This window comes from Sorangium sp. So ce887 (genome assembly GCF_051521455.1).
Lineage (GTDB): Bacteria > Myxococcota_A > Polyangia > Polyangiales > Polyangiaceae > Sorangium.
Genome location: NZ_CP150354.1, coordinates 9,149,172 through 9,172,637, shown reverse-complemented (window position 1 = coordinate 9,172,637; position 23,466 = coordinate 9,149,172). Strand labels below are relative to the sequence as shown.

The following is a 23,466-nucleotide window of genomic DNA, read 5'->3' as shown; positions in this document are numbered from 1 at the left end:
TCATAGCAAGCCCGGCCGCCCGAGGACAACCGGCGCCGCCCGAATATTCCTCGAGGCGCGCCGGGGCGCGGCGCGCGCCGAGCGTCTAACGCCGCGCGCGCCGCGCGCGCCCCGCGCGGCGCTAGAAGCCGGGCTCGCGGAACCTGGCGCGCCCGGTCTCGGCGGGCGCTCGCGGGCGCGGCGGGCCCGGGCTCGTGGTCGCGGCCGGGGCGGAGGACGGCGGCGTCGCGGGCGAGGCGGAGGGCGCCGGCGCCGAGGCGTGCGGCGGCTCCGGCGCGCGCGGCTCGGCGGTCGCGACCCCCGGGCGCGGCTCCACCGTGAGGGGCGGCGCCGCGGGCACCTCCACGGCCGGCGCGGCGGGGCCCTCACCGAGGCCGATCCACAGGAGCGTCGCCGCGCCGAGCAGCGCGCCCGAGGCGACGAGCGCCGCCGCGGTGGCGATCGTCCGGGCGCGGCGGCGCGGATCGAGCCGGGAGAGCGGCCGCCCCCGCGACCTGCCGTCCGCGGCGCGCAGCGCGTCCTTGATCACCGCCGCGCGCCGCGAGGAGCGCGAGGCGAGCGCGTCGCGGATGTACCCCGTGACCTCCTCGTGGCGGCCGCCCAGCGTCGCGTTCACCGCCTCCAGCGCGTCCGCGAGCTCGGCCATCGTCGCGAACCGCTCGGCCGGATCCTTGGCGAGCGCGCGCATCACCGCCGCCTCGAGCGCGGGCGGGTAGCCGGGGGCGAGCGAGCTCGGCGGATCGACCGGCTCGGGCCGCGCGATGCGCGCCATCGTCGCGAGGTCGTGGCTGGCGGCGAAGGGGTGCGTGCCGGTCGTCAGCTGATAGAGAACGATCCCGAGCGCGAAGATGTCAGACCGCCGGTCCAGCTGCTCGCTGTAGACCTGCTCGGGCGCCATGAAGAGGATCTTGCCCTTCATGTGCCCGGTGTTGGTCGTCGGGTTGTCCACCTGCGCCATGGCCTTGGCCACGCCGAAATCGGCGATTTTGACCGAGCCCTCCCGCGTGATCAGGATGTTGTGCGGCGAGACGTCCCGGTGCACGAGCCCGACCAGCGCGCCGTCCTCGTCCCGGAGCTCGTGGGCCGCGTGCAGGCCGCGCGCCGTCTCGATCGCGATCCGCACCGCGACGGGCAGGGGGAGCGGCCGGCCCTGCTTGCGGGTGCTGCCGCCGAGCAGCGCCACGAGCGCGTCGCCGTCGATCCACTCCATCACGAAGTAGAGCACCCCGCTCTGCTCACCTTGATCCAGGATCGCGCACACATTCGGGTGCTTGATCCGGGCCGCGATGCGAGACTCCGTGAGGAACATGCGCTTGCAGCGCGGATCGCTCGAGAGCGCCGGCAGCATCGTCTTGACTGCCACGATCTTGTTGCCCGCCGCCCCACCGCGCTCCCGGGCCGCCCACACCGTGCCCATTCCGCCCTGCGCGATGGCGATCAGCAGCTCATAGCGGCCGAGGAGTTGGCCTGGCACAAGATCGACGGGCGCTATCACAGCTCGTACCTGCGACTCCTGTGTCGTCCTGAATCCGACCATGCTGAAGCTCTCGCGGGCTGTGCAAGAGCGTTCCAGGATCGGGCACCAATCTCAAACAATTTTCCAGTTGTCTAGAATAGTGCAGCGTGAGTACGTTTAGATTGCCTCTATCGCTTCGTTGAGGAAGGAGGCGTGGGTGGAGCATCGGATCACCATCGGCGGAGTGGTATTCTTCGCCGTGGTCGGCGTCGGTCCGGCTGCGTTCGCCGAGCCTTACCCGGAGGGCGCCGACCGCGGTCCGCCGGGCGACACGGCGGCGGCGGCTGCGCCGGGCGCCGTCGCGGGCGACACGGCGGCTGTCGCTGCGCCGCGGCAGCCGAGCGCCGCGGAGCTCGCGTCTGCGCGGCACCTCTTCGCGCTCGGCCTCGCCGCCGAGGACCAGGGACGGTGGGCGGAGGCGCTCGAGACCTACGAGCGCATCCGCAAGATCGTCGTGTCACCGGCGCTCTGGTATCACCTCGGCGTCTGTCACGAGGCGCTCGGCCACGTCGTCGAGGCGCTCAACGCGTTTGAGCTCGCCATGTCCGGCGCGACCGCGCGGAAGGAGCTCGCGCTCGCCAGCGAGTCGCGGTCACGCATCGAGAAGCTCCGCACGAAGACGTCGCAGATCGTCCTGCAGCTGCCCGAGGACGCGACCGGCGTGCGCGTCGCGATCGACGGCGAGCCGATCCACCCGGCGCTCGTCGGCGCGGCCATCCTCGTGAGCCCCGGGGCGCGGCGGATCGCGGTGAGGGCCGAGAATTACGCAGAGCGGTTCGAGGCCACGGTGCAGGCCGAGACGGGCGCAGTCGTCGAGCTCCGGGCCGAGCTCGGCCGCAGGCGCCCGCTCGCGATCTTGCGGCCGAGCGCGCCGGCTCGCCCGGCGCCGCCCCGCGCGCCCGCGCCGGGCCTGAGCATCCCGCCGGTGGCCGTCGTGGGGGCGGCGGCCGCGCTCGGCGCCGCCGCCGTGGTCACGGGCGTGATGGCCTACGACGTGCGGCACACCTTCCTGAAGAAGAACGCGAGCCCCGCTCCGGGCTCGCTGGGCGAGCGGCAGGCGCTGCACGATCGCGGGCAGGCGCTCGCCATCACGAGCACGGTGCTCACCGGGGCGGCCCTCGTCGCGGGCGGCTTCGCCACGTACCTCTTCTGGCCCTCTGCCTCGCCGCGCGCGGCGTCTCAGGACGCCGCCGGCCGGCGGCCGTCGTCCGCGCCGCGCGCCCCCGGCCCGACGGCGCTCTCGCCGTGGGTCGGCGTGAATGGCGCGGGCGTCGCCGTGCAGGGGGTCCTGTGAGCCGCGCGCGCCGCCTCGGAAAGGGCGCCGTCGCGGCGCTCGCCCTGGCCTGCTCCGGCATGGGCGCGTGCGCCTTCCTCGCGCCGTTCCCCGACGTCGCGCTGGACCCGGTGGGCGAGGGGGGAGGCGGCAGCGGGGTGGGCGGGGGCGGGGGCGGGGGCAGCCCGGAGGTGGAGGTCTGCGTCCCCCGCGTCGCGACGGCCTGCTACGCCGGGCCGCAGGGCACGGAGGGCGTCGGCCTCTGCAAGCCCGGCGTCGCCACGTGCAGCGACGACGGGACGGAAGCCGGCGCCTGCGTCGACCAGGTGCTGCCCGCGTTCGAGAGCTGCGCCACGCCCGAGGACGAGAACTGCGACGGGCGGGCGTGCACGGGCGATCCCGTGCAGAGCGTCGCGCTGGGCGGCACCGGCGCTCAGCACGGCATGGGCGTCGCCGTCGGCGAGCGCGCCGCCGTGGTGGTCGGGTCGGCGTCCGGCAGCACCGATCTGGGCGCGGGCCCGTCGGATGAGATGGGCGCGCTCGCCGAGCCGGACGCCTTCCTCGTCTCGTTCTCCCGCGACGCCTCCACGCGCGAGGGGCGCTTCCGGTTCAGCCGCCGCTTCGCGGACAGCGTCGCGCGGGGGGTCGCGCTCGCGCCGGGCGGCGACGTCGTGCTCGCGGGCAGCGCGTCGGGCGACGTCGACTTCGGCGGCGGCGTGCGCAAGGGCCGCGGGCGCCGCGCCGACGTCATCGTGGCGCGGTTCGACGCCTCCGGGGCGCACCAGTACAGCCGGCGCTTCGGCGACGGCGCCACCCAGCACGCGACGGCGGTCGCCGTGGACGAGGCGGGGAACGCGTTCGTCACCGGCGAGTTCTGGGGCACGCTCGACTTCGGCGAGAGCCGCCAGGGCGAGCGCTTCCTCCTGGAGAGCCAGGGCAAGAGCGATGTGTTCCTCGCCAAGCTCGATGCCGCCGGCAACGTCCAGTGGGCCAGGCAGTTCGGCGACGCGGAGGACCAGGCCGGCACCGGCGTCGCCGTCGACGGCCATGGCGACATCGTCCTCGTCGGCCGGTTCGGCGGGAGCATCGATTTCGGGGGGGACGACAAGGGGCTCTCCACCGTGGCCAAGAGCGACCTGTTCATCGCGAAGCTCGACCCCTCGGGCGACCTCATCTGGAGCAAGTCGGCCAACGCGACAAACGCCGCCGAGGCGCTCGGCGTCGCGGTGGACGGCGCGGGCAACGTCGTCGTGACCGGCTCGTTCCGCAGCTCGGTCACCGTCGGCGAGTCCGTGCGCACGACCGCGGGAGACAAGGACATCCTCGTCATCCGGCTCGACGAGAACGGCGTCCTGCAGTGGTGCGAGGACTTCGGCGACGACGCCGACCAGGAGGGCGCGTCGGTCGCGGTCGATCTGGCCGGCAATGTCGTGCTGACCGGGGCCTTCCAGGGGAGCATCGAGCTCGGGGACGTGGTGCGCTCGGCCACGGGCGCCGCCGACGCGTTCGTGGCCAAGCTCGACCCGGCCAGCAACCCGATCTGGTTGCGCTCGTTCGGCGACTCGGGCGAGCAGCAAGGCACCTCGGTCGCCGTCGATCCCCTCGGCGGCAGCTGGGTGACCGGCCGCTTCGACGGCGTCCTCGATCTCGGGAGCGGCGCGGTCACGAGCCGCGGCGCTGGCGACGCGTTCCTGGTCCAGCTCGGGCCGTGAGCGCCGCTCGCTCGCCGTGAGCGCGGCTCACTCGCCGGCGAGCGGGTAGATCGGCCGGATGTCGATCGGGATCCCCGCGAGGCCGCCGAGCGCAAGCCGCATGGGCTCCGAGACCTCCCCGTAGCGGGCGAGGAGCTCGCCGGCGGCCTGCCTGTCGCCGCGGTGCTGCAGGAGGCAGAGGTCACGGACGAGGCGGGTGATGGCGGCCTCGAGCTCCGCGGCGTCGACCGTGAAGCGCCGGGTCTGCGGCTCGAAGTGGGCGGCGCGCTCCTCGAGGAAGCGGTTGATCTGGAGCGCGGCGCCCTTGCCGTGCGCCTCGGCCACGCCGAAGCGGGTGCTCCGGAAGAGCCCCGCGAAATACGAGACGAGGAGCTTCTCCCGGAAGTCTTCGGCGAAGTGGCCTCGCTGGATCATGAAGAGGACGTTGTAGGCGCCCATCACGTCGGCCTTGGCCTCCTCGATGGCCGAGTAGGTCGCGCCGAGCGCGAGCCGCACCTCGACCCGCTCTCCATCGGCGCGCGTGAACGCCGGGCCCAGGCTGTGCGAGAGCTCGTGGAAGAGCGTCTCGTTGAAGAACGCGTCGGCGGACAGGTGCTCGAGCTGCGCCGGGTCGAGGATGCGCTCGGCGATGGGCCGCATGATCAGCTCGAACTTCGTCTCGATGACGTTGCGGAGCAGGACCTTCTTGGCCCCCTTCTCGGCGCGGACGCGCTCGTCGTTCGGCAGGTTGAACGCGATCGTCTGGACCGATTTGCGGGCGTCGCCTGCGCTGAAGACCAGGTCCACGACCTGGATGGGGCTCTCTCCGCCGCGCTGCGTCTTCACTTCATCGGGGATGGGCAGGTTGCGCTCCATCTCCGGGAGGAGCTCCTTGTACTTGGAGAGCCTCCGGGAGGCCGCCGGGTCGCTCACCGTGACGAACGACTCGAACGATGCCTTGAGGCCGAGGAGCTCGTCCTCGTAGGTCTCGTAAGGGCCGATGGTCACCTCGACCGGGCTGTCGAGATCCATCCAGTCCTTGTCGGATGCATAGTAGTCGTCCGAGCGGAACGCCGCGGCCCGCGACCTCAGGAACCTGCGGAGGCTCTCGTCCGCCGTGAGCGCCGCCGCCTCCTCGAGGAGCGCGCCGGCGGGGCCGAGCCACGCCGCGTAGGCCTGGCTGTACGGGACGGCGACGAGCCCGCCGTTGTCGCGGCGGATGAGGGTGAACAGGCCCTCGAACGCCTCCTTGTCGCCCGGGTGCTGCTTCGTCCACGCGTGGAGCTCGTCGGCCGCGAGATCTTCCGGGTAGAAGCCGGCGCCGGGCGGGCGGGGCCTGTCGATGGCGAAGGGGCGGTGGTGATCCTGCCTGTCCCACGGGCCCCGCATGATGTCGAAATAGGCGAGCTTGTCCCGACCTTCCGGGGTGGCGTCCGAGAGGAGCCGCTCGCGGAGCTCGGGGTTCGCGGCGTAGGCCTGCCGGTCGAACACGGGATCGAGCCGCCGCGAGGCCTCGATGAGCTTGCCGAGCACCCTTCTCTCCGGCTCGGGCAGCGTGCTGACGTCCGCGGTGAGCCTGGCCGGCGCGAACTGCTTGACCTTGTCCGACAACAACGGGACCTCCTATCGCGGGGCGCATCTTCGTGCGCTACGGGCTCAGCCGCGTCGTTCGGCTCGCTGCGGCGTACTTTCGTACGCCTCACTCGCCTGCCTAGCGGCTGAGCCCGTATCACACGAATCTGCATCCCGCTATGAGCGGTGATGTCCGGAGATCTCCGGACGGTTCAGGGGCGGCCCGCCTGGACCGGGTGCGCATCGCGGAACTCGCGGACGGCCTGGGCTTCGTCGATGGCGTGCTTGAACCCGGTGGCGGCGCGGAAGGCGGCGCTGTCCACGACGACAGGGTATTTGATGTGGGTCAGCGCCGCGCGCGGGAGCTTCGGCAGGCCGAAGCGGCCGAGCGCGTTGCGCAGCACGAACTCGGGGAGGGGGACCGCCACCCTGCCCGCCGCCCGGATGATGAGCGACAGGGGCACGGGCTGGGGGCCCGAGACGTTGTAGACGCCGCGGATGCGCTTCTCGAGCGCCAGGCAGATGGCGGTCACGACGTCCTGCTCGTGCATGAACTGGAACAGCGGGTCGAACCCGAGGACGTACGGGACGTGAGGCCCGCGGAGGAAGCTCGCCAGCGTGCCGTGGCCCGTCGGGCCGAGCGTGTAGCACATGCGGAGCACGGTCGTGCAGAGCTCGGGAGCGCGCCAGAGCGCCGTGCAGGCGTAGAGATCGGCCGCCACGAGGTCGGCGAGCTCGGGGAAGGTGGATACCGCCATCGGCGGATCCTCCTCTGTGTGGTACAGCGGCGACTCGGGGCCAGCGCCGTAATACGTGTGTCGTCCGACGAAGATCACGTGCTCGGCCCCGCAGGCGCGGCTGTTGTCGAAGACGACGCGCGTGCCGCCGAGGTTGATCCGATACCGCTCCTCGGTCTGCTCCACGAGGTGCGTCACGGTCGCCATGTGGATGACGGCCTGGGGCCGGCTCTTGCGGAACACCTCCTCGGCGGCGCGCTTCTGCAGATCCACGTTGTGCATCTCGACGCCGGCCGGCGCGGTCGGCCACGGCCGCCGGTCGATGCCGATCACCTGATGCCCCTCCTCGAGGAGGCGCGTCGCGACCCTGCGGCCGAGCTGGCCCGTGATTCCAGGGATGAGGACCCTCATGCGCGCTCCTTCGACGAAGCAGGCCTCGGAGGCGCGGCGCCGCGCTGGTCCAGCGCGAGCTTGCTGCGTCGCCGCCTTCGCCCGGCCTCGATGAGCTCGGCGATCCTCGCCTTCACCTGCTCCACGTGGCCCAGGATCACCTCGTCTTCCTCCGCGCCGGTCCCGGCGAACGTCATCGGCTCGCCATAGGTGATCTCCAGCTGGACCGGCAGCGGGGCCGGGACGAGGTACGGGGTGATCGGGATATACGGCACCCCGAACAACCGGCCGATCGTGTACGAGTTGGCGACGGTGGGCACCGCGTCCCCGCCGCCGACGAAGCCGAACGGGAGGATGGGGGTCTTCGTCTTCATCGCGAGCCGGACGAACCCGGACCCGAAATTCACGAGCGAGTTGCGCTGGCTGTAGAGCTTGGCGGTGCCGCGCGCCCCCTCCGGGAACACCATGAGCAGCCGCTCGTCCTCGAGCAGGCGGCTCGCGTGCTCGGGGAGGCCGGTGAAGTGCCCTGTGCGGCTCGACCAGAGCGAGGTGAACGGGAGGCGATTGATGAATTTCTCCGCCATCCCCTCTGCCAGCCGCGGCGGCTCCATCTCGAAGAACATCGATGCGACCACCATCGCTCCGTCGATGGCGACTCCCCCCGAGTGGTTGCCGACGAGCATCGCGCGCCCGCGCGCAGGGACGTTCTCCGTGCCCGTCACGCCCACCGAGAAATAATGATGATAAAAGAAGTCGAGGAGCGAGAAAAAGAGGCCCAGGTGCTTCCGGGAGATGCCGTAAGGATCGACCCCGAAGCTGTTGAAAGGGATTTCCAGGCGCTGGACGCGCTGGGCAATCGAGTCGCTGACGAGCAGTGTCAAGGGGCACCCTCCGGAGGCTGCGCGCCCGGAGGGTACGCGCGATCGGGCGGGGAGCACAACCTCCCCGCCGGCCGGCGCAGGGGGCGGCCGGCCGGCGCCGCGCCGGCGCGAGGCGCCATGGATCGCCCGCTGTGCGCCGGAGTGCTGCCGCCCACGTCGATGATCGCATCTCGAAACATAACGCGCCGCGGCGGTGCCTTCGCCGCGGCCTTCAGCGCTCTCGCCGCGGGACCGGGACGCAGCCGTTGAGCAGCCGCGCGGTCCGCGGTATGGGGTCGGCCATGTCGATCCGACGCCGCGCCCCCGAGCTCCCCTGCAGGCCGCCCTCCGGCCGCTCGCCGGGAGCACGCCCCAGCGACGCCCGCCGGGAGGTCGCCCCGTGACAGAGCTCGTCATCCGCCGGGCGGTCCCCACGGACGCGGCGATCATCGCGGCGAACAACCGGGCCATGGCGCTCGAGACGGAGGGCAAGGTGCTGGACACCGCCACCACCCTCCGCGGCGCCGCCGCGCTGATCGCGGATGAGGCCAAAGGGTTCTATCTGGTGGCCGAGCGCGCCTCCGACGTGGCTGGGCAGCTGATGGTGACCTACGAATGGAGTGACTGGAGAAACGGCACTTTCTGGTGGATCCAATCCGTCTACGTGTCACCCGCGGCGCGGCGCGGCGGGATCTTCCGGGCGCTGTACAGGCGAGTCCACGAGGTGGCGGCGGACGCGGGGGACGTATGCGGCATCCGCCTCTACGTGGAGACCGCGAACGCGCGTGCCCAGTCGACCTATGTCGCGCTCGGAATGAAGCGGTCGCACTACGAGCTCTACGAGCTCGATTTGGCCTTCGGCTCCTCCTGATGTGTCCGGCTCTCCTGGTTCTGGGCGGGGGGAACGACCGCGGGCATCGACGGCCAGGAGCCCTTGACGAGGGCGCGCATCGCGGCCGTCTTCAGCGCGACCTCCGAGGGCTCGAGGAAGACGCCGAGGGCCTGGCGGATCTGGGGGAGCGAACGGATGAGATCGGCAGGCGTCATCGCTTCGGGCGGCGACACACCGCTCCGGTCGCAGGCCTCCTGGATGATCTTCCTGGCGAATGTGGGCGCGAGGCCGCAGCACTCGACCACTTGCTCGAAAAGCGAGCGCATGAGCTGGTTCCCCCGGGGTAACGTCTGACGCGCGGCGCGTCTTTCACTTGGGCGAGCACATACCGCCCCACGACAAGAATAGCCTACCTCCTATGTCGCGCTCGTGAGATGACGACTGACCTTCTGCTGTCTCTTGCGACGATGTAGGTGACGCAGCGAGGCGTTCAATGTGTGACAGCGCGACCTCGGGTCGCGCGACCTGAGCCGAGGCAGCGGAAGGTCGTGGTCGCCGGAGCATTGGACGGGCCTCCATGGCCGGAGTGTTGGACGAGGCGGCAAAAAGGAGCATCGCCAGGTCGGCGTCGCGCGACGCGCTCCGCCGCGCCGGTGCTCAGGCGCCGCGTGCCGCGTCTGTCCAGCGCTGACGTCTTTGGGACGCAGGTGCGCCGATGGCGTCTCACGACCGTCGTGACGTCGCGCGTCACCGCCCCGCGGGATTGCGCGTCACCGCCCCGCGGGATTGCGCGTCACCGCCCCGCGGGATTGCGCGTCACAGCCCGCTGGGTTGCGCGTCACAGCCCTGTTGGGTTGCGCGTCACAGCCCTGTTGGGTTGAACGGCGTCCGGGATGTCGCCCGCGGAACGCTCCGCTTCGGCTCCGGCGCCTTCGGCGCTGCGCTGCGAACGGCCGATGAGCGGGGCGCCGGCTTCGTCTTCGAGACGTTGGATCCGCTCGCTGTGCGCGTGTCCGGCCGGCTCGTCCTGGGCTTGACGGCCACGGGCGGGGTCGCTCTGGGGGCCGGCCGCGGGGCCGCGTTCGTCGCGCGGTTGGCGGTGGGAGCAGGGCCGTGTGCGGACCTGCCGAGAGCGGAGCCCTGGGCGGATCGGCCAGGGGCGAGGCCCTGGGCCGCTCGGCCGGGAACGGGGGGCTGAGCGGATCGGTCGGGAGGAGGGCCGTGTGCGATTTCGCCGGGGGCGGGGCCCTGGGCGGAGCCGCCGGGGACGGGATCCTCGGCGGGCCCGCCGGGCTGCTCCGGCGCGGCCGCGTGGACCGTCGCGCTGTCGGCCACGGCCGTGGGGAGCAGCGGCGACCTCGGGGGGACGGGGACGCTCTCCGCCGATTCTCGAGCGGCGGGCTCGCGCTGGCCGACGGCGACGAAGGCGCCCACCCCGGCCGCGAGCGCGACCGCGCAGACGCTGGCGATCACGCTGCGGCGCACGATGTGCTGCCGGCGGAACACGGCCTCGGAGACGACGGCGCCCAGCCCCGGCGCGCTGCCCTCGGCGCCCGAGCTGTCCGGCGCCGGCCCGAGGAGCCGCAGGCCCAGAGGAGAGCGCTGGCTCAGGGGCTCGCTCGGCGGAGAGCGCTGGCTCAGGGGCTCGCTCCGAGGAGAGCGCTGGCTCAGGGGCTCGCTCCGAGGAGAGCGCTGCGTGAGCGGCGGGCGCGCCGATCTCGGCCCGGACGCGGGGCCGTTCCGCACGCTGATGGGCGCGGTGACATCGCGCAGGCCGATCTCCTTGATGAGCGCCTCCACGGCGCGGGGCGACGACACGGCGAGGCCCGGCGTGTGCGCGGCCGCCTCTTCGAGCGCCTCGGCGAAGGACGCTGCGGTAGGGAACCGCTCGTCCGGGTCGGCGCGCAGCGCGCGCAGGCAGATCCCGTCGATCGCGGCCGGGACCGACGGCACCACGCCGCGCGGACCCGCGGGCGGGCCCTGGAGGATCTGCGCGATCAACGCACCGTCGTTGTCGGCCTTGAACAGGCGCTCCTCCGTGAGCATCTCCCAGAGCACCACGCCGGCCGAGTACACGTCGCTGCGGCGATCGACCTGCTCGGCCCGGATCTGCTCGGGCGCCATGTACGAGAGCTTGCCCTTGAGCGCGTTGCCCTGCGTCGACATGAGCCTCGTCTCGGCGCGGGCCACGCCGAAGTCGGTGATGCGCGAGACGCCGTCGATGCCGACGAGCACGTTCTGCGGCGAGACGTCGCGGTGCACGAGATGGAGCGGCTCGCCGTCGGACCCGGTGAGCTCGTGCGCCGCGTGGAGACCCGCGAGCATGTCGAGGAAGATGCGGAGCACGATCCCGAGGGGGACCGGCCGCTTCGCCCGCGCGCACGTGCGGAGCAGGAGGTGCAGCGACGGGCCCTCGATGTACTCCATGACGAGGAACAGCGGGTCCTCGACGAGATCGAAGGTCGCGACGACGTTGGGATGGCGGACCCGCGCCGCGAGGCGCGCCTCGTCGAGGAACATCGCGACGAACTCGGGCTCCGCCGCGATGTGCGGGTGCATCATCTTCAGGGCGACGAGGCGCTCGAACCCGCCGGCGCCGACGGCCCGCCCGAGATACACCGTGGCCATGCCGCCCGACGCGATGGCGCGCAAGCTCTCATAGCGGCCACCGTGCAAGGTCACATGGCCAGGCTACACCATGCGTGGCGCGTTCTCCACGAGTCATGCGCCGGTCTCCGCGTGCGCGCGCCCGTCCCACACAGCCACGGCGACGACCCGATTCCCTGCCGATGTGAGGTGCACTACGACCGTTCACCGACAGCCGGGGCCGGCGTGACCTCTTTGTCGGCGCTCGGCGACGGTGGCGCAACGCGCGGGGGGAGATGCGCAATCAGCTCACGATCGGCAGCCGCCTCGCCGGCGGCCGCGCGCGCGGGCCGCCCTGCTCGCGCTCGTGCAATGCAAGATCGTGCTCGATGATCGTTAGGGGGTTGTCGTAGGCCGGTAAAGGAAGATCCTTATTCTTCGCATGCACAGGGTGCCTGCCGTGCTTCTTGTACCACTCGGCCACCGTGGCGTTTGCCTTCATCTTCTCGAGGATGTTTCGCCACCCGGCGCCGGTGTTGTATGCGCAGAAGCTGATCTCGCCGAGCTGCGTTCCGTACGGAATGATGCACATCTCGGTGCGGCGGAAGTCGTAGTTGAACAGATCCTGAAACCACATGCCCGCGACGAACAGGACCCGCCACTCGTACGCGCTGGCGTCGCCCTCGCCGGCGTGCGCGGCGCCCGTCTGGCTCATGAACTGCTTCACCAGCGTCGCGAGATTGAAGTTGGACGGCGCCTTTTCGGGCTGGTAGTGGCGCAGCAGCGCGGCGACGACCTGGGCCTTCGTGAGCGTGGGGCCGCACCCGGCGTCGAAGATGGCGCGCAGGTCGGAGAGCAGCCCCTCGACATCGATGAAGTCGAGCAGCGGGACCATCTGCTTCGTCTTCTTGTGGACGAACAGCACGGTCCCGATCCCGCAGTTCGGGTGGCACCCGCAGTTGATCTGCCCCCAGTCCTTGTCGGGGCCGTCGAGCAGGTCGGTCACGTTGCCGAAGGGGCTGAGCGCCGACAGGGGGAACCAGTCGCGGAGCGGGTCGGTCACGCCGGTCTGCCGGGCGATGTCGTGCGCGAGGTGGCTCAGCGTGTAGCGCTGCTTCTCGCGCAGCTCGTCGGAGATGTCCTCGTCGCGTCCGGTGAAGCTGACCGGCTGGAAGCTGACGACCGTGATCTTGTCGGCGTTCTGGACCGCGAAGTCGATGATGGGGCCCACCTGGTCGTTGTTCACGCCGTTGACGATCGTCACGACCAGGATGACGTCGATCCCGGCGGCCGAGAGCTCCTCGATCGCCCGCAGCTTCACGTCGTAGAGGTTGCCGATCTTCCGGTGGCTGTTCGCGGTGTTCGTGACCCCGTCGAACTGCAGGTACGCCATCCGGAGGCCGGCCTCCCTGGCCTTCATGGCGAAGCCCGGCTCCTCCGCGAAGCGGATCCCGTTCGTCGCGCACTGCACCGCGAAGTACCCCTTCTGGCGTGCGTACCGGATCGCGTCGAGGAAATGCGGGCTCAGCGTCGGCTCGCCGCCGGAGAACTGGATCGACATCTGGCGGCGCGGGCGCACGTCCGCCGCGTCGTCCAGGATCCGCGTGATCTCCTCCCAGGACAGCTCGTGCACATAGCCGACCTGATTGGCATCCATGAAGCACGGGTCGCACATCATGTTGCAGCGGTTCGTCAGATCGACAGTGAGCACCGCGCCGCGTCCGTACCGGATGGTGCTCGATCCGTGGTTGTGGATCTTATCCGGCGTCATCTCGACGTCGCGGCCGCCGAAGAGGCGCTCGATCCGGGCGAGGAACTCCGGGTCGATCGAGATCGTGTCCGAGAAGAAGCCGTGCTTCGGGCACGTCTTCTCCATGACCACGCGCCCGTCGCGCGCGACGATGCTGGCGCGGATCTCCCCGGGCTTGTCGTGGATGAGCTTCGTCCAGTCCGCCTTGCCACTCAGGATCTCGGTGCGCGCCTCCTTGACGCAGCGCGGGCACAGGCTGTCCGTCTCGCGAGGCCAGCCGAGCGGGGGCTTCGAGCGCTGGCCGCCCCTCGGGATCGGCTTGTCGCTCCACTTCGGGTGAAACGGCTTGGGCTCGCCGCCGAGCCGGCTCAGGCGCTGCAAGACTGGCCACGCCTTGTTGGCGGATACCGTGATGGCCTTTTCCAGTGTCCGTACCAGGTCGATCAAGCGTCACCTCACTCACAGGCGCATTTCGCGGCTGCACCGTAGGTCGGCCTAGCGCGTGCTTCCATCAAATTCCAGGCTCGCACGCGGCGCTGAGCGGCGTCGAGCGGCGTTGACACGGCCCGGCGCCGCTCAGCCTGGGGAGTGACAGCGGGCCGTCGATCGCGGGATAGTACGGCGCAGCGTATGCGATTCCTCCCTGGAAGCCCCCGCGCCCTGGGCCTCGCCGCGGCGATCGCGGCCACGGCGGTGGCGGGCCCGGCAGCGCCGCAGCCGGTCGCGCGGGCGCCGCAGGCCGCGGAGGACGGCGGCAAGACGCCGGCGGACGCCGAGGCCGGCGCGGCGCCGCTGCGCGCTAGCCTGGGCGTGCCCGTCGCCGAGCGGCTGCTCTCGTCGGGGGACCCGGAGGCGCGGCTGCGCGGTATCGAGCGGCTCGGATCGATCGGCACCGAGGAGGCGGTGAGCGCGCTGCTCGCCGCGCTCGAGCAGGGATCGCCCGCGGCGCGCGATCCCAGGGCGCGCCTCGCCGCGGTGCGGGCGCTCGCCGCGCACGCACCGCGCGACAGCGTGCGCCAGCTCCTCTCGCGCGAGCTCTCGGAGGGCGGCGGCCCCGCGCGCGGCGCCGCCTCGCCGCTCGGCGAGGTGCTGCGCGGCACGGCCGCCCTCGCGCTCGCGCGCACCGGCGAGCGGCGCGCGATCGGCGCGCTCGTGAACGCGATCGTGCAGGGCGGGGCCGCGGGGGAGGCCGCGGCGCGCGCGCTCAAGGCGTACCCGCCCGAGTCGCTCCAGCTCCTGCTCGGGAGCCGCAAGCGGATCGAGCCCGCGCTCGTGAGCTTCCTCGGCGATCTCGGCGATCTCCGGGCGATCGCGGCGCTCCGGCCGATGCTCGAGGGCGGCGACCGGGCGGCGCAGGTGGCCGCGGCGCGCGCCCTCGCGCGGCTCGGCGACGAGGCGGCGCTGGCGAAGGCGCGCGCGTGGCTGCGCAGGCCGGAGCCTGGGCTCTTCGAGCCGACCGTCGAGATCCTCGTCCACCTCGGCGCGCCGGAGGCGCCGGACGCGGTGGCCGCGCTGCTCGGATCCGAGCTCGGCCGGCTCGACGGGCTCAGGATGGCCGAGCTCGCGCCGGCGGAGCGGCTCGCGCCGGCGCTCGCGCGCGCGCTCCCGCTGCTCCCGGCGGACGCCCAGCCGCGGGCCGTCGCCGCGATCGGCCGCGCGGGCGGCGCGGAGGCGGCGCGGCAGCTGCGCCGGCTGACGACCGAGCGCCCCGAGCTCGCGACGGCGGCGGCGTTCGCGCTGGCGACGATGCCCGGGGCCGAGGCGCGGGCCGCCGTCGCGGAGCTCTTCGAGGGCCCGCGCGCCGCGAAGGACGCAGACCTCCGCAGGCTCGGCCTGCGCGCGGGCGTCGTGCGCGGGCTCGTGCTGCGCGACGCGCCCGCGGCGCTCGAGGGGCGGCTCCTCGCCGCGCTCGCCGCGCCGAAGGGGTCGAGCGATCGCGCCGTCGGGGTGTTCGGCGCCGTGGCGCTCGGCCTCCGCGACGCGGTCGAGGTCGTCGGCGGGTGCTCTCCGGCCTCCTGCGATCGCGCGGCGGTCCACGCGGCGGCGCGCGGCGCGCTCGCGCTCGGCGATCGCGCCCTCGCCGCGCTCGCGCCGCTCTTCGCGGAGCTCGCCGCGCGCCGCGTGGACCGCCGCGCCGCCGCGCCGGGCGGCGACGACGCCGCGCCCGACGCGGCGGCGATCTCCGCGGGGGTCGCGCTGCTCGCGGAGCCCGGGGGCGGGGCGATCGCGACCTCGCGGCTCGCCGCCCTCGCGGAGGAAGGGGGTCCGCTGTCGCCGCTCGCGGCGCGCGCGCTCGCGACCCGCGACGACGAGGTGGTCCGCGGCAGGCTCAAGCGGCTGCTCGAGGGGAGCGATCCCGTCGTGCGCGCGCACGTCGCCCTCGGCCTCGGGAGCGACCCCATGCCCGACAGCGTGTCGCTCCTCGCGCGCGCCTACCGCTTCGAGGACGACCCCTCGGTGCGCCGCGCGATCGTCCGCGGGCTGTCGCGGCGCACCGAGGTGCAGCGCAGGCGGGTCCTCCTCGCGGCGCGGGATCTCGATCCGGACGAGGGGGTGCGCGCGCTCGCGCGGGCCGCCCTCTCCGGCGCCGGCGCGCCGGCGCTCGCCCCGCCGCGCTCCGCGCTGGCCACGGGTGTGGTGTGGATCGCGATCGTCCCGAACGACCGGAGCGCGGCCGCGAGCGCGTCCTCGCGGCCGGCGCGGCTCGTCCGCCCGGATGGGCTGGCGGTCCCCGTCGTGGCCGATCCCGACGGCGTGCTCCTCGTGCCGGCGGTGCCGCCCGGCGTGAGCTCTGTCCTGCTTGCGCCGGCCGCACCCCCGGGGGACGCTGGCTCATGACGATGAGCAACGCGACGGACGAGGGCGGCGCGGCCGTGGAATCGAGCGCGGAGCCCCGCGCCGCATCGACGCCGTCCGCGACCGAGGCCGATCGCGCTCCCGTGAGCGGCGACAAGGCCGCGGTCGCGGGCGCGACGTCGTTCGAGGAGTCGACGCGCCGCCTCGCGAAGATCGTGGCGGAGCTCGAGGGCGGGGACCTGCCGCTCGAGCGCGCGCTCTCGCTCTTCGAGGAGGGCATCCGCCTGTCGCGGTCGGCGCAGGAGCGCCTCGACCGCGCGGAGAAGCGCGTCGAGGAGCTGCTCGGGATGGACGCCGACGGGCGCCCGGTGACGCGCGAGTTCGAGGGCTGAGCGGAGCAAGGGTGAGATGAGGACGGCAGCGGCGCTGATCATCGGCAACGAGCTGCTCAGCGGGAAGATCGCTGACGAGAACCTGTTCGTGCTCGCGAGCACCCTGCGCGCGCTCGGCGTCAAGCTGGAGCGGGCGGTCATGGTGCTCGACGACATCGAGGTGATCGCCGCGGAGGTGCGCGCGCTCGCGGCGTCGCACGACTGGCTCTTCACGAGCGGCGGCGTCGGCCCGACGCACGACGACCTGACGATCGCCGGCGTCGCCCGCGCGTTCGGCGTGCCGGTGGTCAGCGCGCCCAACATGGAGAGCATGCTGCGCGAGTACTACGGCGACCGGCTCACCGAGGGGCACCTGCTCATGGCGCGCATCCCGGACGGCGCGCGGCTCGTGACCGGCGGCAGCGCCGCGTGGCCGGCCGTGGTGATGCGCAACGTGTGGATGCTGCCCGGCGTGCCGCAGATCTTCCGGGCGAAGCAGGCGCTCATCCAGGCGGAGCTCTCGGGCGGCACGCCGTTCATCTCGTTCGCGGTGTTCACGACGCTCGACGAGGGGCAGCTCAAGCCGATGCTCGACCGCGTGGTCGAGGCCCACCGCGACGTGGACATCGGCTCCTATCCCCGGTGGTCCGGCGTCGAGTACCGCACGAAGCTCACGTTCGACGGCCTCATCGAGGCGAAGGTGCGCGCGGCGCGCGACGCCTTCGCCGAGAGCCTGCCCGCGGGGACGGTCGTCCGCGTCGAGTGACGCGCGCCGCTCCCGCAGCGCGCCGGGCCCGCCGCGCAGCCCTGGCGGTCGCCACCCTCCGCCGCCGCTCCGCCGCCTCGCCGGCGCGCTGATCGCCGAGGTCCCCCGCGCCGGCCGCCGGGCCCGTCGCGTGCTTGTCGCCCGCGCATGAGCCTGTGGAAGCGCGCCACGCTGCCGTCCGATCACCTCCCCGACCCGTACGCCAACGACCCCGCGGCGCTCGCCGCCTTCGCCGGCCCGCGCGAGCGAGCGCTCGAGGAAGGGATCTGGTCGCTCGGCGACGCCGACCTGCTCGCGATCGTGCTCGGCACCGGGCTGGTCGGCACCCCCGTGACGATCGTCTCCGCCGCGCTCCTCTCGCGCTTCTCCGGGCTGGAGGGGCTCTCGCGGCTCGGTCCGCACGCGCTCGCCGAGCACCCCGGCCTCGGCCTCGCGAAGGCGCTCCGCATCGCTGCGTCGCTCGAGCTCGGGCGGCGCGCCTTCGAGCGCGCGGTGCGCCCGCGGCCTCCGGTGCGCACCTCGGCCTCGATCGCGGCGTGGTGCGCGGCGCAGCTCGGCCCGCTCGATCACGAGCAGATGTGGGTGATCTCGCTCGACGGCCGCAACGGGATGCGGGGAGCGCGCCGGGTCGCGCAGGGCGGGCTCCACGGGTGCTCGGTCACGGCCAAGGACATCCTGCGCGCCGCGCTCGCCGACGCGGCCTCGGCGCTCGTGCTTGTGCACAACCACCCGAGCGGCGACTCGGCGCCGTCTCCCGAGGACGTGGCCATGACCGACGCGGTCGCCGCGGCCGGCGAGGTGATCGGGGTGCCGCTCGTCGATCACGTCATCCTCGCGCCGGACGGCCACTACTCGTCGCTGCACGATCTCGGGATGATCAAGGCCGGCGACGCGCCGCCCGGCGCCGCCGATCGGCCGCCTAGCCGCGCCGGCTGACCAGGATGCCGTGCCGCTCGCCGCCGGGCTTGCCCGCGGTGCCCGGGACGCTCGCGAACCGCAGCGTCGCGCCGCCCCAGTCGACCGAGGGGCTCCCCTGGAGCAGCGAGGCGTAGAGCGCGCTCGCCTCCGTCATCGGGCAGCCGATCGCCTCGCGCAGGAACGTGAGCGACGCGCCCGTCGCATAGCTCACCGGCGCTTGCCGGCCGTCCTCGCCGATCACGGTGACCTTGAAGACATCGTCCTCGGCGCGCGCGGCGCGGTCCGGATCGGTCAGCGCGAGGTGCAGCGCCTCGATCGCGCCACCGCCGGGGCCCCCGCTCGCGTCGAGGGTCACGCGGAGCTCGAGGAGCGGCGCCGTGTAGCGGACGATCCGCCGCGCCGCGCCTCCCTCCGCGGCCACGGGCGGCGCCAGCGTCTCGCGGCGCCTGAGCTGCGCCTCCACGACGAGCGCCGACCGCGCGAGCTCCCGCTCCGTCTTGCCGAGCAGCCGGCGCGCTCGCATCTCGGCGAGCGCGCGCTGCAGCACCTCGCGGTTGCGCGCCGCCCGCTCGTGGCTCCGCTCGCGCGCGAGCAGCGCCTCGAGCTCGCGCAGCGCCTGCTCGTGCTCTCCGATCGACGCGAGCGCGTCGGCGAGCGTGAGCCGCGCGTCGGCGAACGCCGGCGCGCGCCGCACCGCCTCGCGGTAGGCCGCGATGGCCGACGCGATGTCCCGCCGCGCCTCGTGCGCGAGCCCGAGCGCGAAGGCCGCCCGCCCGTCCTCCGGCGCCGCCTCGCACGCCCGCGCGAGCCAGCGCGCCGCCTCGTCATGGAGGTGCTCGTCGTAGAGCACGATCCCGAGCTCGCGCAGCACCCGCGGGTCGGGCGGCTCGATCGCGGCGCCCTGCCGGAGCTCTGCGGCCGCGTCGTCGAGCCGGCCGAGGCGGACCAGCGCGCGGGCGTAGGCGAGGCGCGCCTCGACCTCGCCGCCGTCGAGATCCACCGAGCGCGCGAGCGCCCGCGCCGCGTCCGCCCAGCGGCCCGCCGCCGAGCACGCCGCCCCGAGCGCGAGCCACGCCCCCGCGTCGTCCGGCGCGCCCGCGAGGTACCCCTCGAGCCCGGCGATCCCGCCGGCCATGTCTCCTCGGCTCAGCAGATCGAGCGCGCGGGCTCGCTGCGCTTCGGGCGGCGTCATGCCGGCAAGGGTACGCCGGCGCGAGGAAGCGGGTCGAGCGTCGCCGGGCGCGCAGCGCGCGCGGCGTCGGTGGAGCGGACCCGGCCGCGCCGCGGGCGCGGCGTCAGTAGCCCGGCGGGAGATCGGCCGTCAGGCACGAGACGGTGTTCGGCGCCGTGCGCGACGACCACGCGGCGCCGGCCGGCTCCCCGCCGGAGAAGCGCACGCCCTCGCGCGGATCCCACGACGGCGCCTCGCCCGGGCGCAGGGAGTGCGTCCCGCTCTGATAGAACGCGATGATGTACGTGTGCCCCGCGACCCGGCAACCGAGCCGCCCCGCGAGCGCCCGCGCGAACGCCTGGCCGGTGTGGCCGAAGGCGCTGCAGCAGCGGAGCCACACGAGCGCGTCCGGCCCCGCGAGCTCGGCCCTCAGGGCGTCGAGCGCCCCGTCGAGCGGCGAGCCCGGCCGCAGCGCGGCCTCGTCGAGCCGGGTCTCTCCGAGGCGCATGTACCCCCAGCCCCCGTGCCCCCAGGCCTGCAGCGACGTGATCTTCCGGCCGCGCTCGCGCGCCGTCCGCGCCGCCCACCCGAGCGCCTCGGTCCAGCTCGAGGCCGCGAGCCCCGCGTCGGCCGCGCCCCGCAGGCGGTGGAGGAGCGCTCCGGCGCGCCAGATCGGCGTGAGCCCGATCGTCGCGCCCACCGCCTCGCCCACGACCGCGAGGTCCTCGCCTTCGGGGGCCGGACCGTGCGCATGCTCCGCGCCCTCGCGCCGGCGGCGCGCGCCGTTCACCCGCCGCGCGCTGCCCCACCCGAGGTCGGTGTTATCGAAGAGGACGAGCCGCATCGAGCCTCCATTCTACCCATTCCGAATGTACCGCCGCTCGCAGCCGCGGCCACGCGGTCGATCCCCCACCCGCACCCCGAGCGCCTCCCGACGGCGCCGGCACGCTCCTGGTGCGGCGGTGCGGCGGTGCGGCGGTGCGGCGGTGCGGCGGCGCGTCGGGACGCGAGACGGACGTCCCGTTCGCGGCGGGCGCAATCGCTAGTGATTTCCTCCCGTGCCCTCAGGTAGCCTGCCCGAACCGATGGGCCTGTCCGAAAACATCAGGTTTTATGCGGCCACCGATGTCGGCCGCATGCGGGACCACAACGAGGACAACTACCTCGTCGACAAGAAGCTCGCGCTCTTTGTGGTTGCCGACGGAATGGGCGGACACGCCGCCGGCGAGGTCGCGAGCGCCCTCGCCGTCCGCATCATCCACGAGGAGCTGAAGAAGGAGCGGGACCTCATCGAGAACCAGGCGCGCAGCAACGTGCGGCGCGCGGCGATGAAGGAGGTCCTCAGCCTGCTCGAGCACGCCGTCCAGCGCGCGTGCGCCCGGATCCACGAGGAGGCGAAGGCCGACGCGACGAAGCGCGGCATGGGCACGACGCTCTCCGCGCTCCTCATCGCCGGCTCGCACGGCTACATCGCCCACGTCGGCGACAGCCGCATCTACCTCCTCCGCGAGGGCCGCATCCAGCAGGTCACCGAGGACCACACCGTCTACAACGAGCTCATCAAGCGCGGGAAGCTCACGCGCGATCAGATCGAGAAGGTCGCGCAGAAGAACGCGATCACCCGCGCCGTCGGCGTGTACGAGCGCGTCGAGGTCGACACGCTCACGATCGAGGTGCTCCCGGGCGACCAGTTCCTCCTCGCGTCCGACGGGCTCCACGGGTACATCGCGCACACCGCCGAGCTCGAGCCGTTCTTCGAGGAGGAGAACGGCGAGGTCGCCGCGAACGGCCTCATCGATCTCGCCAACAGGAAGGGCGGCAAGGACAACATCACCGCCGTCCTCGTGCGGCTCGGCCAGGGCGATCACCGCGACAGCGTCCGCGCCCGGCTGCTCGCCCTGAAGCGCGACGTGCTCGCGAAGATGCCGCTCTTCGCGCGCCTCCAGGAGCGCGAGATGCTCCGGGTCATGCAGGTCGCCGAGGTGCTCTCGTTCGAGCCCGGCCAGATCGTGGTCCGCGAGGGAGATCGCGGCGACGAGCTGTTCATCGTGCTCTCGGGCCTCGTCCGGATCCTCCGCGGTGACGCCGTGCTGAGCGAGGTCGGCCCGGGCGAGCACTTCGGCGAGATGGCGCTCATCCGCAGCATGCCGCGCTCGGCCACCGTCTCGGCCGTCGAGCAGAGCGAGCTCATCGCCGTCCGGCGCGCCGACTTCTTCGAGATCCTCCGCAAGGAGCACGAGCTCGCGGTCAAGCTGCTCTGGCAGTTCCTGGGGGTGCTCGCCGACCGGCTCGACCAGACGTCGCGCGACCTGACCACCGCCCGCGAGGAGCTCGCCGCGGAGGACATCACGAACGAGATCTTCCCCGACAGCGAGGAGGGGAAGAACCCGTTCGCCGTCGAGGAGCGCTCGTCTGCCCGCTGAGCCCCGCCCGCGGCGGCGCCCCGCGGCCGGCCGCGACCGGACACGCCGGACGGAGCGTGGCGGCCCGGCGATCGCCGGTGGTTGCGCCCGTGGCGGGGGCCGTGGTGGCGATCGACGGGGCTCGGCGGCGCCGTGCGTGCCGGGCGAGCGATTCGCGGATTGACACCCTCCTGCCCCGGCCGGTAGCGTCCGTCCGACGGATAACCATGAGCATGCACGGCAGAAGGTACTGCGAAGGCCATCTCGCTCGCTTCGCCATCAGCTTGGCTGGGGGCCCGGCGTTCGCGTCGCTCGCCGTCGCTGCGGCGGCTGTCCTCTCGGCGCTCCCCGCGGCCGCCGACGAGCCTCGGAGCGCCACCGAGCCGCGGCTCATGATGGAGACCGGCGAGCTCACGAGCGTCGTCGACGCGTTCGACGAGGGTGACACCTTCGATCTGAACTTCAGCTTCGGCTTCGAGCACGCGTCGAAGAGCGCGAAGCTCCACCGCGAGACGAACATCGCCGCGCCGGGGCTGTCGACGGGCGGCTACACGTCGAACCTGCTCAACGTCGCGAGCTACAGCGAGGCGACGTCGAAGTTCAACATGCGCCTCGACGTCGGTCTCTACCGCGACCTGGCGCTCTACCTCAGGATGCCGCTCATCCTGAACCACTCGCGCGAGCTCACGGATCTCGACGGCAGCGCCGACCACCAGAGCGTCGCGCTCGCGGGGGCTCCCGGGGAGCAGCTGTTCTCGCTGCCCTTCACGTCACCGAACCGGAGCGGCATCGAGTACCTCGCCGTCGGCCTCGACGTGAACATCATGAACCAGGCGCGCGACCGGACGAAGCCGACCTGGCTGTTCGGCGTCGAGGGGCGCTTCCCGGTGAGCGAGCCGATGCACGCCTGCACCGAGTCGCCGAAGAGCGGCCAGGTGAAGTGCGCGGCGCCGGGGGACATCGACCGGAACGGCGCGAGCAACGGCGAGTTCGAGGCGGCGAACGTCGCCCAGCGCGACCCCGGCGTCTCGCGCGGCACCATCGGCCTCGAGGTGCACACGTTCCTGTCGAAGCGGATCAAGTACGTCGAGCCGTACGGCGGGTTCAAGGCGCTGTTCGAGTTCCAGCAGGAGTCGAGCGACTACGGCCTCACCGACCTGAAGACGTCGCTGGTCAACCACCCGCCGCTCGTCGGCAGCGTGCTGCTCGGCGTGATGATCATCCCCTGGGAGAACCGCGAGAAGTTCACCGGGCTCACGTTCGATCTGCGCTTCACCGGCGAGTACCACTCCGAGGGGCGCGACTACTCGGAGCTGTTCGACGCGCTCGGCTCGAGCGACGCGCCGACGCTGCGGCAGCCGCAGTGGGCGTCGTTCCGCGAGAACGAGGCGTACAGCGTCGCCTCCTGCCGGAGCGGCGACGCGCGCGCGTGCGCGCCGTCGGTCATCGACGAGGGCTCGCAGCGGACGTACTTCACGGGGCTCAGCGACATCCAGCCGTACGGCTCGTACCGCGGCTCGGCGAGCGTGACGTGGAGGGCGGCCGAGCTCGTGAAGTTCCAGCTCGGCGTCGGCTTCCGCCACGACCAGGGGCACGGCATCGGCGGCGATCAGCCGTGCAACTCGCAGTACAAGGACAGCATCGGCGCGGCCGGGCCTTGCCGCCGCCAGCACGATGACGGGAGCTTCACCGTCACCGGCAGCCCGAACCCCAACTACCGCCCGACCATCAACGCGATCGGTCGCCGCTTCTACGTCAACGACAGCAACACGTTCGACCTCTTCGCGAGCGGCACGTTCATGTTCTGAACGGCGCCCCGAGCGGCGGTGGCCACC

18 protein-coding genes are annotated in these 23,466 nt (G+C 73.0%); 9 read left to right on the top strand and 9 right to left on the bottom strand.

Annotated features, from left to right (window positions below; all coding sequences use genetic code 11):
• Window positions 1–121: 121 nt before the first annotated feature.
• Window positions 122–1,474, bottom strand: a complete 1,353-nt coding sequence (locus WMF36_RS34290; RefSeq protein ID WP_437575010.1) for a serine/threonine-protein kinase — start codon at window positions 1,472–1,474, stop codon at window positions 122–124.
• Between the two features lie 199 nt (window positions 1,475–1,673).
• Here WMF36_RS34290 and WMF36_RS34285 point away from each other — a divergent pair, with 199 nt between their 5' ends.
• Together WMF36_RS34285 and WMF36_RS34280 are read left to right on the top strand one after the other, a co-directional pair.
• Window positions 1,674–2,810 carry a hypothetical protein gene (locus WMF36_RS34285; RefSeq protein WP_437575009.1) on the top strand — a complete coding sequence of 379 codons (1,137 nt, stop codon included), beginning with the start codon at window positions 1,674–1,676 and terminating at the stop codon, window positions 2,808–2,810.
• On the top strand, window positions 2,807–4,501 hold the full coding sequence (locus WMF36_RS34280) for a hypothetical protein (protein WP_437575007.1): 1,695 nt from the start codon (window positions 2,807–2,809) through the stop codon (window positions 4,499–4,501). Before WMF36_RS34285 ends, WMF36_RS34280 begins: the two co-directional genes overlap by 4 nt.
• Before the next feature lie 27 nt (window positions 4,502–4,528).
• Here WMF36_RS34280 and WMF36_RS34275 read toward each other — a convergent pair whose 3' ends face one another.
• From WMF36_RS34275 to WMF36_RS34265, 3 genes are all read right to left on the bottom strand, one after another.
• A complete protein-coding gene (locus WMF36_RS34275; protein ID WP_437575006.1) occupies window positions 4,529–6,094 on the bottom strand; it encodes a dipeptidyl-peptidase 3 family protein in 1,566 nt (521 codons plus the stop codon).
• 170 nt (window positions 6,095–6,264) lie between these two features.
• Window positions 6,265–7,200, bottom strand: a complete 936-nt coding sequence (locus WMF36_RS34270; protein ID WP_437479652.1) for an SDR family oxidoreductase — start codon at window positions 7,198–7,200, stop codon at window positions 6,265–6,267.
• The gene (locus tag WMF36_RS34265; RefSeq protein WP_437575005.1) at window positions 7,197–8,060 is read right to left on the bottom strand and encodes a lysophospholipid acyltransferase family protein; all 864 of its coding nucleotides are present in this window, start codon (window positions 8,058–8,060) and stop codon (window positions 7,197–7,199) included. The genes WMF36_RS34270 and WMF36_RS34265 overlap by 4 nt, the downstream gene beginning before the upstream one ends.
• A 379-nt stretch (window positions 8,061–8,439) precedes the next feature.
• Here WMF36_RS34265 and WMF36_RS34260 point away from each other — a divergent pair, with 379 nt between their 5' ends.
• A complete protein-coding gene (locus tag WMF36_RS34260) occupies window positions 8,440–8,910 on the top strand; it encodes a GNAT family N-acetyltransferase (RefSeq protein ID WP_437575004.1) in 471 nt (156 codons plus the stop codon).
• Here WMF36_RS34260 and WMF36_RS34255 read toward each other — a convergent pair.
• The 3 genes from WMF36_RS34255 to WMF36_RS34245 form a co-directional block, all read right to left on the bottom strand.
• Entirely contained in the window at window positions 8,877–9,197 is a 321-nt protein-coding gene (locus WMF36_RS34255) for a hypothetical protein (protein WP_437575002.1), read from the bottom strand. The two genes, WMF36_RS34260 and WMF36_RS34255, sit on opposite strands and share 34 nt — an antisense overlap.
• A 535-nt stretch (window positions 9,198–9,732) precedes the next feature.
• Window positions 9,733–11,553 (bottom strand): protein kinase domain-containing protein, encoded by a 1,821-nt coding sequence (locus tag WMF36_RS34250; RefSeq protein WP_437575001.1) that lies wholly within the window; start codon window positions 11,551–11,553, stop codon window positions 9,733–9,735.
• Window positions 11,554–11,761: 208 nt separating this feature from the next.
• Window positions 11,762–13,588, bottom strand: coding sequence for a radical SAM protein (locus WMF36_RS34245; RefSeq protein ID WP_437575000.1), 1,827 nt, complete (start codon window positions 13,586–13,588; stop codon window positions 11,762–11,764).
• 249 nt (window positions 13,589–13,837) lie between these two features.
• On the opposite strand from WMF36_RS34245, the gene WMF36_RS34240 reads away from it, so the two are divergent.
• From WMF36_RS34240 to WMF36_RS34225, 4 genes are all read left to right on the top strand, one after another.
• Window positions 13,838–16,045, top strand: coding sequence for a HEAT repeat domain-containing protein (locus WMF36_RS34240; protein WP_437574999.1), 2,208 nt, complete (start codon window positions 13,838–13,840; stop codon window positions 16,043–16,045).
• Between the two features lie 2 nt (window positions 16,046–16,047).
• On the top strand, window positions 16,048–16,395 hold the full coding sequence (gene xseB, locus WMF36_RS34235) for an exodeoxyribonuclease VII small subunit (protein ID WP_437574998.1): 348 nt from the start codon (window positions 16,048–16,050) through the stop codon (window positions 16,393–16,395).
• Window positions 16,396–16,411: 16 nt separating this feature from the next.
• Window positions 16,412–17,140, top strand: coding sequence for a competence/damage-inducible protein A (locus tag WMF36_RS34230; protein ID WP_437574996.1), 729 nt, complete (start codon window positions 16,412–16,414; stop codon window positions 17,138–17,140).
• A 147-nt stretch (window positions 17,141–17,287) separates the two neighbouring features.
• The gene (locus tag WMF36_RS34225; RefSeq protein ID WP_437574995.1) at window positions 17,288–18,076 is read left to right on the top strand and encodes a JAB domain-containing protein; all 789 of its coding nucleotides are present in this window, start codon (window positions 17,288–17,290) and stop codon (window positions 18,074–18,076) included.
• Here the strand turns inward: WMF36_RS34225 and WMF36_RS34220 are convergent.
• Complete coding sequence (locus WMF36_RS34220) at window positions 18,060–19,250, bottom strand: tetratricopeptide repeat protein (protein WP_437574994.1); 1,191 nt, start codon at window positions 19,248–19,250, stop codon at window positions 18,060–18,062. The two genes, WMF36_RS34225 and WMF36_RS34220, sit on opposite strands and share 17 nt — an antisense overlap.
• Window positions 19,251–19,353: 103 nt before the next feature.
• On the bottom strand, window positions 19,354–20,073 hold the full coding sequence (locus WMF36_RS34215; RefSeq protein ID WP_437574993.1) for a hypothetical protein: 720 nt from the start codon (window positions 20,071–20,073) through the stop codon (window positions 19,354–19,356).
• 241 nt (window positions 20,074–20,314) lie between these two features.
• On the opposite strand from WMF36_RS34215, the gene WMF36_RS34210 reads away from it, so the two are divergent.
• Together WMF36_RS34210 and WMF36_RS34205 are read left to right on the top strand one after the other, a co-directional pair.
• Window positions 20,315–21,652, top strand: coding sequence for a Stp1/IreP family PP2C-type Ser/Thr phosphatase (locus WMF36_RS34210; RefSeq protein ID WP_437574992.1), 1,338 nt, complete (start codon window positions 20,315–20,317; stop codon window positions 21,650–21,652).
• A 212-nt stretch (window positions 21,653–21,864) separates the two neighbouring features.
• Window positions 21,865–23,439, top strand: a complete 1,575-nt coding sequence (locus tag WMF36_RS34205; RefSeq protein ID WP_437574991.1) for a hypothetical protein — start codon at window positions 21,865–21,867, stop codon at window positions 23,437–23,439.
• The last annotated feature ends 27 nt before the right edge of the window (window positions 23,440–23,466 follow it).

What these genes read in the sequence shown, in the direction of transcription:
- WMF36_RS34270 (WP_437479652.1), bottom strand. Translation starts at nt 7,200, where the DNA reads ATGAGGGTCCTCATCCCTGGAATCACGGGCCAGCTCGGCCGCAGGGTC.
- WMF36_RS34255 (WP_437575002.1), bottom strand. Translation starts at nt 9,197, where the DNA reads ATGCGCTCGCTTTTCGAGCAAGTGGTCGAGTGCTGCGGCCTCGCGCCC.
- WMF36_RS34240 (WP_437574999.1), top strand. Translation starts at nt 13,838, where the DNA reads ATGCGATTCCTCCCTGGAAGCCCCCGCGCCCTGGGCCTCGCCGCGGCG.
- xseB (WP_437574998.1), top strand. Translation starts at nt 16,048, where the DNA reads ATGAGCAACGCGACGGACGAGGGCGGCGCGGCCGTGGAATCGAGCGCG.
- WMF36_RS34230 (WP_437574996.1), top strand. Translation starts at nt 16,412, where the DNA reads ATGAGGACGGCAGCGGCGCTGATCATCGGCAACGAGCTGCTCAGCGGG.
- WMF36_RS34225 (WP_437574995.1), top strand. Translation starts at nt 17,288, where the DNA reads ATGAGCCTGTGGAAGCGCGCCACGCTGCCGTCCGATCACCTCCCCGAC.
- WMF36_RS34220 (WP_437574994.1), bottom strand. Translation starts at nt 19,250, where the DNA reads ATGACGCCGCCCGAAGCGCAGCGAGCCCGCGCGCTCGATCTGCTGAGC.
- WMF36_RS34215 (WP_437574993.1), bottom strand. Translation starts at nt 20,073, where the DNA reads ATGCGGCTCGTCCTCTTCGATAACACCGACCTCGGGTGGGGCAGCGCG.
- WMF36_RS34210 (WP_437574992.1), top strand. Translation starts at nt 20,315, where the DNA reads ATGGGCCTGTCCGAAAACATCAGGTTTTATGCGGCCACCGATGTCGGC.
- WMF36_RS34205 (WP_437574991.1), top strand. Translation starts at nt 21,865, where the DNA reads ATGCACGGCAGAAGGTACTGCGAAGGCCATCTCGCTCGCTTCGCCATC.